The organism is Microbacterium sp. MMO-56 (genome assembly GCF_037146215.1).
Lineage (GTDB): Bacteria > Actinomycetota > Actinomycetes > Actinomycetales > Microbacteriaceae > Microbacterium.
In genome coordinates this window covers 1-10,405 of the sequence record NZ_JBBCVW010000034.1, presented here as the reverse complement: position 1 = coordinate 10,405, position 10,405 = coordinate 1, and the positions used below count along the sequence as shown (strand labels likewise).

Here is a 10,405-nt window from a genome sequence, read left to right as displayed (position 1 = left end):
GGTCTCCGGACGAACAGGTTGCTTGGTCGCTACCGATCCTCCGGGCCTCGACCCACCTCACCCCGTCACGCCACGCCCGAGCGCCTCACCCCACCCAGAATGCGCAGAGCCACTTAAGTCGAATCTCCCTTATTCCTGGCCCGAATAGCTGGCTCGCTCCGCGTCGTAAGGCGGCGGTGTGCCGTCGACCCTTCGCGCATCCATCGCGGGCATCACCGTCTGGCACGAAGGTGACGATGTCTGCTCTCCTCGCTCTATCTCCGAGCCCGCCGGCGGCTGCTGACCAGTCACCCAGAAGATCCCAGGCCAGGTCCGGGACAGTAGGCCCGGACCGTCAGGATCACCACTGGCCACCCCGAGCCCCACCCGCGCGGCCACATCCTGCGCGATGTGCACTGGCTGTCCAACCAGATCAGGAACAGCAATACCCATGTAGAGCCCACCTCCATCATCTGCGCTCAGTTCACCACCGCACGAGAACGGCGTCTACGGCTTACGCCCAGGGCGCAAGGAGAAAGGGGCTCAAAAACGGCGAAGGAGAGTTCGCGCGGCAGATTATGACATAATATCTATTATCGGTGATTCTCAGATCAAGATTTTTCGCACATAGGCGCGTTCTACACGCCGACGACGACGAGCTGGCATTGCGCGCACCAGTAGCCGTGTGCTGCACGGCGCAGGACGGTGCCGCAGTGGGGACAGTGGGGCGTGGCCGCGACCTCGAACCCGTCAGAGGCGATCATCGCGTGAGAGTACCGCCGCCCCACCGTGCGCGGCCTGGATTGTCCACAGCGCCCACGGTGATCGGCTCACGAGTAGGCGCGATGCACGTGCCATTCGCCGCCACCGCCGTACACGTCGAACACGAACGATTCGCCGGCGGGGTCGGTGCCTTGGAATCGCCACCCGTACATGCCGCGCCCGCGGTGGGCGTCCTCGGGGTCGATGCTCCACACGCTGTCTCGCAGCCGTGTGGGCTCGTCGGTGACGGTCCAGCGTCGGCCGGCGTAGAACATGCGTGCCGGCTGCTCGTCGACCAGCCAGATAGTAGCCTCATGTTCTAATTCAATCGCCGTCATGGTTACTGAGGATAGAACAGATGTTCTAATGTGGCTATCGGAATCTTGGCCGGAGGAAGGAGCGGCCGCGGTGACCACCAACCGCCGGTACGAAGAGCACTTCGCAGCCAAGCACGCTCAGTCGCTGCTCGATGCGCCTCCCCCGCCGTGCACGCTCCCTCAGCAGGCGTACGGGCCGCAGCGCATCGAGTGGGTCAAGGGGTCACTCCCGCCCGTGTGGGCGTGGGTGAGCTGGCCGGATCGTGCCGCTGAGCGCACCGCGGCGTACGCGCGCGGCTGGAACGATCGCGTCGTCATCGTCGCCTGGTACGGACCCCGCGGGCAGCTCGACTGCGTCGTCTGGCGCAACGCCGTCACCCACAGGCGGTCTGAGAATCCACGCGCTTAGCCGCTGAGGTTCGCGTGGCGCAGCTCTACGATCTTGTCGAGGCGTAGTCCTGTCCAGCCTTCGCCGGTCGACGTCGTGACCAGCGGCAGCTCACGCACGCCGCGGCCGCGCAGCTCGTCGACCAGACCCGCAGCGTCGATGTCGACGACTTCGAACGGGATGCCGGCTAGCCGCAGCGCCGTGCACGTGTTCGTGCACTTCCAGCATCCCTCTGCCCCGTAGACCGTCACTTGAACGCTCATCGTTGGTCACCCTCTCCGCAGTCGTCGGCTGTTCAGCCGATGCATCGCCATCGGCTGATACCCGCCGCCCTGCGACCCGTGGAGGGCGGGTCAAGGGCCGGCTCTGCTGGGATTCCGCAGGAATCTGCGTAGCACCCTTGACGCGCCCGGAGCGGGGCGCAACCACGCCACCAGTCCCCCGCGGCCACGGCCGCGACGCCTCGAGCAGTTGACACGTACGTGTCACTAACGGTGTTAACACCACGGGATGCGGCGTGTCCTACCCGCTGTGGTGTTAACACCGTTAGTGTCGGCGTCATGTCCAGACGTCAGATTCCCCGTGGCACGCGCCTTGCGGCCACCCGTCTGTCTCTGATCGTTGAGGAAGAGCGCAAGCGACGCTTCGACCAGATGGCGGCTCAGGCCGGCATGTCATCAGCTGGCTTCTTCGAAGCCGTCGTGACGCATTTGGAGAGCGACCTCACAGACCGAGGGGTGCCGCACTGGCTCCCCCAGCCTGAGCCGAGAGATGGGGAGCTGCCTATCGGCGACGTCGCATAAATGACTTCGCCCCTCGCGAAAGGCGAGGGGCGAAAAGTGTCAAGTCCGATCCGGTGAAGTTTGCCGACCTAACGGATCGAGATTTTCAAAGAACCGCCCACGAGGGGCGGGGCTTTGTCGTACCCACCCTCCGAGGAAGGCCGGTATGTGCATAGGTTAGCTCACGCGCGCCCTGATAGCCATAGCGCTAGGGCTCAGCACGCGGGCGTGTCGCGCGATCGCGACTGGCTCGCTGCTGTCGCGGTGGCGCTGCGCTCCCCCTACGCCGGGGTGTTGTCCCAGGCTCTGGGAGTGTCGGTGACGGGAGTGCTACGGGTCGCTGTGTCAGGTTTCGGGGACGATGCGCACATGGGTGCGATCGCGGGCATCCCAGGTCATGAGGTTCATGTCGCGGAGCAGCGCGTAGCTGGCGACGTATTCGTCGGCCGAGACTCCCGTGCTCTGGATCGTTTCGGAGGGGACGGTGACGCCTATGGGGCCGTCCGCGGTGCGGATGCGGACGGGGACGTCGAGGAGCTGTCGCAGGGCGTACGCGGCGGAGATGTGCGTGCGGCGGGCTCGACGTCGAGCCTCCGCGGGGTAGTCCCAGATCGGCACCGTAACCATCTCGCCCATCGATCCAGTGTTCCACGTCGTTCCTGGGTGCTGCCGGCGCCCTCTGGGGCGTACGCAGAGCTGCCGGCCTGGTGGTCGGCTGAGGCGTGGTTCGACGCCGTGATGGACGCGCTGCGCACGCCCGAGGGCGAAGAGCTGCGCCGCAGAGCGCGCGTCGCGGCCGACACGTTGCTGCGCGTCGCGTACGCCGACCGGTTGTCGGCTGACCGGGCGACAGGGCGCGACGTGTGCACGGCGCACGACACGGTCGCCGCTCAGCTCGGGATGAGCAGCAAGACCGTGCAGCGTGCACGGCACTTGCTCGAAGCCCTGGGCCTGGCCGTCACCGTGGCCGAGGGACGCTATCTGACGACCGCTGAGCGGGAGCAAGCGCGCCTGGTGCATGGGAGCGACCAGGTGCGTGCGGCGTCGACGAGAGCGCTCGTGATGCCGGCGACGGCTACCGCTGGCCGCGCGCCTCGGAATCCTCGATCTGTGGAGAATGTCCACCTACCTGTCTCTCCGTCAGGAGAGCAGGTATCTCACGTTCTCAAATCATCACCAACGCGCGCGCATTCGCGCGCTCGTGAGGGCACCGCTGCGCGGCGCCCAGCGACGACGAAGAGGAACAGGCCAACGGCCCCAGAGGCGCCCCGCGCAATCGCGGTGCAGCAACTCGCGGCACGGTTGGCCAGCCGGATGCCGTGGCTTGATCGAGGCGCGCACATCGGCCGAGTGTGCTCGCTGATCGAGCGGATGCAGCTCGTGGAACGAGGCTGGACGGTGCAGCAGATCGTCGACCGGATCGACGATCACGTGCGCGGCGCCGGCATCCGAATTGCCGATCCTGACGACCAGCGCGACCCCCTCGGATACCTCGCGTGGATGCTCCGCGCAGCGGTGCCGGCGGACGAGCTGGCACCCTTCGAGCGCGTCGCTCAGGAGCGGCGCGAGCGCATGGCGAGAGCTGCGGCGCAGAGCGCAGCCGAGGCCGCGCGCCGTGCTCAGATCGATGCCGAACAGGACGCGATCGAGGCCACGTTGGCCGCGATGCGCGCACAGTTCCCTCGCCTCCCCAAGCCACAACGCCTATTCGTCTGAGTATTCACCCAGACCGAATAGGCAAACGAACCTGATCGGTTCGTTTGCCCTTGTCCTGCCGTCCCCCCCACGCTTCGCGCTTTCCAACCTCCACCCCTCAGCGTTACACTTTTCGGAATGGAGGTTGGAAAGTTCTGGGGGGGACGGCAGGACAAGGGCAGTTAAAGAATGGTGTGTGTGGCAGGGGACGGAAGGCGGGCTGTTCGGTGCAGGTGACGTTGCGGGACGAGCGCATTTTCGAGTGGATGCGGGTGGTGCGGATCGCGGACTCGGAGGCGTTGCGCTGGGTCCTGGCGGCGACCGATGGGCGGTCGGAGCCGGTGTCGGCGCGGCGGGCTCAGCAGTGGATCGCGCGGGGCGTTGAGGCGGGCGTGATCGAGCGTGCGCGGCCGATCTTCCGGGACGGTTCGGTGGTGTGGTTGTCGCACGCGATGTCGGGTCGGTCGGCGCCGAATCTGTTCCGCGCGACGACGCGGCACGAGGTGGCCGTAGCCGCTGTGTCGGCTCGGTTCCTCGCCGCCGGCTACTCGTGGGAGCGCGACAGTCAGCCGCGGTCGACGAGAGAGCACGCGGCCGATGGGATCGCTCGACGCGGTGAACGTGTCGAGCGGGTGGAGGTGGAGCTGACCGCGAAGGCGCTGCCGCGCTATCAGCTGATCCTCTCCGGGCACGGGCGTTGGTTGACCGAGGGCGTCGAGCGGGTTGTGTACGTGGGCACGCCTACGGCGATGCGCGCGGTCGCGCGTGAGGCCGATAAGTGGGTGCACCCGGCGGTGCGTGACCGTCTGGTGACGTTGCCCGTGCTCGACGAGCGTGGGCACATCGTGGAGAGCTTGGACGGCTTGTGGGCGGCGACTGATCAGCTCGAGCAATTGACACGTACGGGTCAATTGCTCGAGGACGAGCCGGCGGTGCCGGCACCGGTCTTGCCGGCGCCGACGTTGCCGGTGTGGGGAGGGCGGGACTGATGAGCCAGACCAACGTGCAGCCGAAGCCGGCGCCGACCGATACCACGACCGAGTTCTTCGGCAGTGTGTTGCAGATCGTCGTCGTGCTCGTCCTCGTACTGCTGTTCCTGCCCTTGGCGGTGCCGCTGCTGGTGGCCGGCTTCGCCGGCAACCGCGTCGCTAAGCGGCACTGGTTCTGGATCACCTACCGGTGGCACCTGGTGGTCAATGCTGCGGCCGTGGCGATCGTCGCGGCCGTGCTGACGGCCGAGGCCGTGGCGGTGGCAGGCTGGATCGCGAGCGGGGACGCGCGCACCTTTCTGCAGGGCGACGGGTGGCCGCTCGCCCTGCTGTCCAGTTGGTGGCCGTACCTGCTTTTGAATCTGCTGCTCGGGGTGCTGCTGGTGCCCGTCGCCTGGTCGTGGCGCCGCCGCCGCATCGCGGAGCTGGTGCGCACCCGGAAGGTGCCCGATGTGCTCACGCAGGAGCACATCGAGAGCGCCAGGAAGCGGGCGGCGGATATCGTCACCGCCCGCAAGATGGGACTGCGCCTGGACGCGCGCACGGGGGTTCTCGCTCCCAGCGGGCGCGCTGCGCTGGTCGTCGCCCCTCACCCGGTTTCGGTAGTGCGGCCGAAGGCCGGCGGGGGCCGCGAGCGGGTGACCTTGCAGGGCATCGGGATGGTTGAGCGTCCGACGATCCGCACGATCGGGGATCGGATGCAGGACACCCGCAGGGTGCCCGACTGGACTGATCCCGCCGGCACCTACGTGGTGCTGCCGGAGTCGGCCGGCGCCCAACGGGTGCTCCTCTTCGCGGAGAGCGGTTCCGGCAAGACCGTGCTCATCCAGGGCGGCATTCTCGCCGCCCTGGATCGAGGCTGGCCGGTGTTCTTCATCGACGCGAAGGGTGACCCCGACGATGCCGACAAGCTCGCGGCGATCGCGCGAGCTCACGGCCACAGCGTCAGCGTCGCAGAGCCGTGGAACGTGTTCACCGGCTCGGCCGCGGATATCACGTCGAAGATCATGCGGACGCTGCCGACGTCGACCGGCGATGGCCAGTTCTACAACGATGAGGTCAACTCCGCGCTCAATGCGATCCAGGCGCACGCTCCCCTGACGGGGATGCGCGACCTGTTCGGCCGGCTCGCTGATCCTGCCTCGCACGTGCGCGATCAGGCGCAGCTCACGATGCTCCACGAGCCGGTCGACAAGAACAACACGCCGCGCGTCGCGCGCGTGACGAGCCGGCTCATGCTGGCGCTGGGACCGTTGGAGCCGCACCTGTCGGCGTCGGGGTGGAGCTTCGAGAACCGCACCGCCGATCTGACGATCGTGCCCCTCTCCCCCGCCGACAGGGCACAGGCCACCGTAGGTGACCTGATGCTCGCTGATCTTCGGCGGTGGATGAGCGCGCGCCTGTCGCGGCGCGACAAGACGCCCGCGGTCGCGTTCGTCGACGAGTTCGCGCAACTCGTGACCGACGACAGCGACCCCGGCGATATCGCCGCGTCGCTGTTCGAGACAGCCCGATCGGCCGGCATCGGCCTCTGGCTGGCCGCACAGTCGGTCGCGGGTGTCTCCCAGGATGAGACACGCCGCCGCCGCGCCCTGTCCAGCGGCGCGGCGCTGGTCATCGGCCGGTCGAAAGACCCCGAGGACGTCGTATCGTTCGCCGGCACCGCGATGCGCCTCGAAGCATCGGGCGCCGCGACCGGCGACGAGCTGCGATCCGCGCGTGCTCAACACACCTACGTCATCCCGCCGGATGACGTGCGCCGCGCGGCGGTGGGGCAGTTCTACATCGTGCAAGGCGGAGCTATCGCGGTGTTCCGCGCTCTCCCCTCCCCCACGCTCACCGCGGCCGTCGACCAGGCCGCGCACGCGGCGGGTGAACCGGTCGACGAGCCCGCGGCCGCGGTCGGCGAGGAACACGCGACGAGCTGAGCCACCCCCTGCGGGGCTGGGCGGGCGCATGCGCCCGTGGGGGACGGCCGCTGCGCGGCCGCGGTCCAGGCGCCCTACGGGCACCCGTTATTTCTGCCGTGAAGCCTTCGGCAGCATACGGACGTCCGGGTTCCGCGCAAGCGGCAAGCCGCCGGCTTCGCCGAGATTTTCGGCACGCGGTCGCTGCGCTCCCTTATTTCGCGCCGAAATTCTCTCCCCCGCCGCCCTTCGGGTTGCACTCCACCCTCCCGTCCTAGCGGCGACAAGTCGCCTTCACGGCAAAAAAACGTGAGGGGGAAGGGATGAGAGCAATGAGCGTTCAGGTGACCGTGTTCAGCCGCACAGGCTGTGTCCAATGCAACGCGACCTATCGGGCGCTCGACGGGCGCGGGGTCGAGTATCAGGTCGTCGACGTCGACGAGCTGCGCGAGGGCGCCGTAGACGAGCTGCGGGCGCTTGGGTTCCTTCAGCTCCCCGTGGTCAAGGTCGAGGGCGCGGCCGCATGGTCAGGGTTCCGTCCCGACCTCATCGCCGGAATCGAGAAACGGGCAATATTGCCATCTGATGCAACGTGGCGACCCGCGATCGCACGAGCTGCAGAAGGCTGAGATCAGTGATTCTCGAGCGGGGTCGAAGTCACTGCTCCGACCAAGGATCTGAAAGTGGCCTTCTCTTGCATCAATGTTGTGTTGGATGCATCATTAGGATGTGCTTGTAGTTAATTCTTCGCCTGCGCAGAGGCTTTTCTCCGCGCGTAACGTCGCTCACCTCGACCCCGAGAGGGCCGTGCTCGATGGGATGCTGGATGGGTGGCGAGCTCAGCAGACTGCTCGCTTCCTGAAGGTTGCGACGATTGCGGCGAGAGAGCGGCTTGTTCGCCGGTTTGTGGCTTTCTCGGGCATGTACCCGTGGCAGTGGACGTCGGCGGAAGTGGAAGCATGGATCGGTGAATTGCGGTCGGGGGCGAAGCCGCTGCGGCTATCGACGCTGCGCGGGTACGAGATCGACATCAAGATGTTCTGCGAGTACGTCACTGATCCTCGATATCCGTGGCTGTCGGAGTGTGAGGCGCGTTTCGGAGCCGCGCCGCGGCAGGTGTTCCATGAGGACAACTCAATCGTCCATGTCAGCGAGTACGAGGGCGATGCGGCGCGACGACCGTTGACATTTGACGAGGTTCAGGCGCTGTTCGATGCGGCCGATGGGCTTGCCGCTCGGATCCGGTCGCGTCGACGGAAGGGCGCGGTTCAGGCGCTGCGAGATGCGGCACTCCTCAAGTGCGTATACGCGTTCGGACTGCGGAGGCGGGAGGCGGTGATGCTTGATCTCGTGGATCTGCGCCGCAACGCGAAGCAGCCGCAGCTGGATCGGTTCGGTGCGCTATCGGTACGGCATGGCAAGGCGAGCCGCGGAGGCCCGTCAAAGCGACGCACGGTTCTCACCGTCCCAGAGATGGGCTGGATTGCCGAGACGCTTGGGCACTATCTGGAAGAGGTTCGACCCGCGCTGTCGTCTTCGGGGTCATCACCTGCGCTCTGGGTGACGGAGCGTGGGACGAGATTGAGTAGGCGGGCAGCTAACGAGGCGTTCTGTGCGGCTCGGGACGCCGCGGGGATCGACTCGTCGCTGGATCTGCATTCGCTGCGGCACTCATATGTGACGCACCTGGTGGAGTTCGACTACCCGGAGCGATTCATTCAGGAGCAAGTGGGGCACTCCTTCTCCTCGACAACCGCGATCTACGTGGGCGTCTCCAACGAGTACCGCAACCGCCTCCTCACCCAAGCCATCCACATGCGATACGGCACCGATCTCGAGGAGGCAGCACTGTGAAAGAGATGGAGTACGTCTGGCATCTGCGAGCGAAGATGGCAGAGCGTGGGATGTTCGCCACGACGGACCTGCAGCCGCTGCTCGCTGAGCGAGGCGTCGCGCTCTCCCGCGAGCAGACATACCGGCTCGTGACGGGTCAGCCGCAGCGTCTCAGCATGGCGACTCTGATCGCGCTGTGCGACATCCTTAAGTGCACGCCCAACGACCTCATCGAACCGCGCATCGTCGAGGCCACCGCCAAGAAGGTATCCGGAGACGTCGTCCCGCTGAAGAGTCGAGTATCCGCTCGCCGAACGACGATCAACCGGCCTGGGCACGCCAAGTGACGGTTCCGCCGGAGCATCCCTGCTCCGAGTGCGGAAGGCGCGCCCAGCGGGTAAAGAGACTCGCTGACGGAGGCGGGCTCTGCCGTCCGTGCTACAACGTCAGCCGACGGGTGGAATGCTCGCGCTGTGGTCGCGTCCGGGCACCCAGCGCCCGGACTGAGGACGGGGCTCCATTGTGTGGGCACTGCGCGCGACCCAAGCGTTCGTGCGCCGTATGCGGCCGCGTCGATCACGTCACCGCCATCGTCGACGGCGACGATCTCTGCCAGCGCTGCTACCCCGCACCCGTCAGGACGTGCGGACGATGCGGGCGGGAACGACGCGTAGCAACCCGCCACCAGAGCGGCGTCGCAGATCTCTGCCACAGTTGCTACCGCACCACCATCGCCGAGTGCGCCCTCTGCCAACAACGGCGCCCGGTGCACACCATGACCTGGCCGATCGGTCCGGTGTGCCGCGTCTGCTATCGTCGCGAGCTCCGCCACCCGGCCGACTGCGGGTCCTGCGCTCAGAGGAGGACACTCATCGGCCGCAACGACCAGGGAGAGCGCGTCTGCGGGCCGTGTGCAGGATCGACACGCGACTACATCTGCGCAACGTGTGGCGCCGCGGGTGAGCAGCACTTCGAGAACACCTGCGTTCGATGCTCCGTCTTCCGAGCCTCCAGCGAGCTGCTGGCGGCTGCGACAGGAGCGATCCCCGGGCACCTGACGGGGCTCCCGAACGCACTCGTTCATCGAGGCCGCGTGGATTCGACCATGAGATGGCTTCTCAAGCCCACTCCGCGGGCGCTGCTCCAAGCAATCGGAGCACAGGAGTCGATCACGCATGCGAGCGTCGACGCGTGTCCGCCCGGGCAGGCGCGACATCACCTCCGCGCACTCCTGGTTGACGCGGGTGTGCTTCCCCCACGAGATGAGCAGACAGAGCGGCTCGAAACGTGGGTCGACGAGTACCTGACCCAGCTCCCGCCCCATCACGCCGCCGTGATCACTCCCTACGCGCAATGGAAGGTGCTGCGCACCGTGCGCCGCCGGGCGCGCCACCGGCGCACCACGATCGGTGTCGCGGATTCCGCGCGGGAGCGGATCCGCGCTGCCGCCCGGCTCCTCCATCACCGCGAGCAAAACGGCGACGGCCGCGCCCAGCTGACACAGGAAGCACTGGACCGATGGACCGCCGGAAACGCCGCCCGTAGCGGTGACATCGCGCCTTTCATCTCGTGGCTCAGCAGCACGGGCCAGTATCCGGGACTTCGCGTCGAGCGTGGAAAGACGGCCAAACCGAGCGAGATCAGGTCAAGCCCCAGCACGTGGTGTAGCGGTCGGTGATCCTTCTGCTGTTGTTTTCGGTTAGGCGCTGAGCTCGAGGACGGTGTCGGTGTTCACCTCGGTTCTGGTGTCGGT

Annotated in this window: 13 protein-coding genes; 8 read left to right on the top strand and 5 right to left on the bottom strand. The window is 66.9% G+C overall.

All coding sequences use genetic code 11. The annotated features are described in order from the left end of the window. Positions 1 to 129: 129 nt before the first annotated feature. The 3 genes from WFI00_RS17795 to WFI00_RS17555 form a co-directional block, all read right to left on the bottom strand. Positions 130 to 432 (bottom strand): PASTA domain-containing protein, encoded by a 303-nt coding sequence (locus WFI00_RS17795; protein WP_442928343.1) that lies wholly within the window; start codon positions 430 to 432, stop codon positions 130 to 132. Between the two features lie 185 nt (positions 433 to 617). After that, a complete protein-coding gene (locus tag WFI00_RS17560; protein WP_336633556.1) occupies positions 618 to 743 on the bottom strand; it encodes a hypothetical protein in 126 nt (41 codons plus the stop codon). 66 nt (positions 744 to 809) lie between these two features. Then, a complete protein-coding gene (locus WFI00_RS17555) occupies positions 810 to 1,079 on the bottom strand; it encodes a hypothetical protein (RefSeq protein ID WP_016465443.1) in 270 nt (89 codons plus the stop codon). A gap of 70 nt (positions 1,080 to 1,149) precedes the next feature. Here WFI00_RS17555 and WFI00_RS17550 point away from each other — a divergent pair, with 70 nt between their 5' ends. After that, positions 1,150 to 1,467, top strand: a complete 318-nt coding sequence (locus WFI00_RS17550) for a hypothetical protein (protein WP_336633557.1) — start codon at positions 1,150 to 1,152, stop codon at positions 1,465 to 1,467. On the opposite strand, the gene WFI00_RS17545 is transcribed toward WFI00_RS17550, so the two are convergent. Together WFI00_RS17545 and WFI00_RS17540 are read right to left on the bottom strand one after the other, a co-directional pair. Beyond that, positions 1,464 to 1,709, bottom strand: coding sequence for a glutaredoxin family protein (locus WFI00_RS17545; protein WP_336633558.1), 246 nt, complete (start codon positions 1,707 to 1,709; stop codon positions 1,464 to 1,466). The two genes, WFI00_RS17550 and WFI00_RS17545, sit on opposite strands and share 4 nt — an antisense overlap. An 864-nt stretch (positions 1,710 to 2,573) precedes the next feature. Next, positions 2,574 to 2,864, bottom strand: coding sequence for a hypothetical protein (locus tag WFI00_RS17540; protein ID WP_336633559.1), 291 nt, complete (start codon positions 2,862 to 2,864; stop codon positions 2,574 to 2,576). Positions 2,865 to 2,963: 99 nt separating this feature from the next. Here WFI00_RS17540 and WFI00_RS17535 point away from each other — a divergent pair, with 99 nt between their 5' ends. The 7 genes from WFI00_RS17535 to WFI00_RS17505 all read left to right on the top strand — a co-directional run bounded on the left by WFI00_RS17535 (position 2,964) and on the right by WFI00_RS17505 (position 10,330). Beyond that, positions 2,964 to 3,944: a hypothetical protein gene (locus WFI00_RS17535; protein WP_336633560.1), complete on the top strand. Its 981-nt coding sequence runs from the start codon at positions 2,964 to 2,966 to the stop codon at positions 3,942 to 3,944. A 206-nt stretch (positions 3,945 to 4,150) separates the two neighbouring features. Next, entirely contained in the window at positions 4,151 to 4,912 is a 762-nt protein-coding gene (locus tag WFI00_RS17530) for a hypothetical protein (RefSeq protein ID WP_336633561.1), read from the top strand. Further along, entirely contained in the window at positions 4,912 to 6,840 is a 1,929-nt protein-coding gene (locus tag WFI00_RS17525; RefSeq protein ID WP_336633562.1) for a hypothetical protein, read from the top strand. The genes WFI00_RS17530 and WFI00_RS17525 overlap by 1 nt, the downstream gene beginning before the upstream one ends. Positions 6,841 to 7,151: 311 nt before the next feature. Further along, positions 7,152 to 7,448, top strand: coding sequence for a glutaredoxin-like protein NrdH (gene nrdH / locus WFI00_RS17520; RefSeq protein WP_336633563.1), 297 nt, complete (start codon positions 7,152 to 7,154; stop codon positions 7,446 to 7,448). Positions 7,449 to 7,626: 178 nt separating this feature from the next. After that, positions 7,627 to 8,673, top strand: coding sequence for a tyrosine-type recombinase/integrase (locus WFI00_RS17515; protein ID WP_336633564.1), 1,047 nt, complete (start codon positions 7,627 to 7,629; stop codon positions 8,671 to 8,673). Between the two features lie 5 nt (positions 8,674 to 8,678). Further along, positions 8,679 to 8,999 carry a helix-turn-helix domain-containing protein gene (locus WFI00_RS17510; protein WP_076692071.1) on the top strand — a complete coding sequence of 107 codons (321 nt, stop codon included), beginning with the start codon at positions 8,679 to 8,681 and terminating at the stop codon, positions 8,997 to 8,999. A 758-nt stretch (positions 9,000 to 9,757) separates the two neighbouring features. Continuing rightward, the gene (locus WFI00_RS17505) at positions 9,758 to 10,330 is read left to right on the top strand and encodes a hypothetical protein (protein WP_336633565.1); all 573 of its coding nucleotides are present in this window, start codon (positions 9,758 to 9,760) and stop codon (positions 10,328 to 10,330) included. Positions 10,331 to 10,405 lie beyond the last annotated feature (75 nt).